Origin of the sequence: Pseudoalteromonas sp. MMG012 (assembly GCF_018100875.1) — a bacterium.
Classification (GTDB): domain Bacteria; phylum Pseudomonadota; class Gammaproteobacteria; order Enterobacterales; family Alteromonadaceae; genus Pseudoalteromonas; species Pseudoalteromonas aurantia.
The window spans coordinates 1-975 of the sequence record NZ_JAGJEF010000202.1 but is presented as its reverse complement, the minus strand read 5'-3'; the positions used below and the strand labels follow the sequence as shown (position 1 = coordinate 975).

The 975-nt window shown below is 44.1% G+C and carries 1 protein-coding gene; it reads right to left on the bottom strand.

The annotated features are described in order from the left end of the window. A partial coding sequence (locus J8L97_RS23015) for an amino acid adenylation domain-containing protein (protein ID WP_312037214.1) occupies positions 1–958 on the bottom strand: 958 nt, incomplete at its 3' end. Between the last annotated feature and the right edge of the window lie 17 nt (positions 959–975).

The following is a 975-nucleotide window of genomic DNA, read 5'->3' as shown; positions in this document are numbered from 1 at the left end:
CTGGTAATGCCCGTTTATCGACCTTGCCGTTTGGCGTCAACGGCCATTCATGCACCACCATCAAGACACTGGGTACCATATACTCAGGTAACTGTGCTGCTAACGCTGTTTTCACTTGGTCTATCAAGCTCGTCTGTGCACCGTCGTCTAGCACAGCTGATGAATGAATATAACCCATTAACTGCTGACTATCCGCGGTTCCATTGACTGTCACCACCGCTGATTCAACACCTGCTTGTTGTGCTAATTGTGTTTCAATCTCGCCAAGCTCAATTCTAAACCCTCGGATTTTAACCTGATCATCTGTACGACCCATAAAGGCCAATTCACCATCCGGTAAATACCGGACTAAGTCTCCGGTACGGTATAATCTTTTTGAACTATGTGGGTCATTCTCATCAAAATAGGGGTTATCAATAAACCGCTCTGCGGTTAAGGTCGGCTGATTTAAATAACCCCGGGCTAAACCATCACCTCCTAAATATAACTCTCCAATACTGCCTTTGGGACTAAGGGCTTGCTGATCATTTAATATGAAGAATTGTATATTTGATATTGCCCGACCTATCGATGTCTGAGATAGCTCCTTAGCCCTCCATATAGAGCTACATATAGAGACTTCCGTTGGTCCATATGCATTGAAGAACTTAATGTCATGCACTAACCACTGATTTATCAATTCCGCAGAACAAAACTCGCCACCGACTACAACATGGCTAATGCTGTTCTTATGCTCAGGACTGACTAACTGCAACATCGATGGGGTCATCATGATATGTGTCACATCTTGATGTTGTGTCAGCTCTTGTGCATAATCACCTGAGCTCGCCAGTGTCATTGTTGCACCTGAACGCAAAGACATCCATATGACCCAAGTTGCCGCATCAAAGCCTATCGAAGTCGATTGGAAAAAGACCGAGTTTGGCGTTAATTCAAAGGTTTCAGCATTATCAATCACGGTATTAACTAACCCTT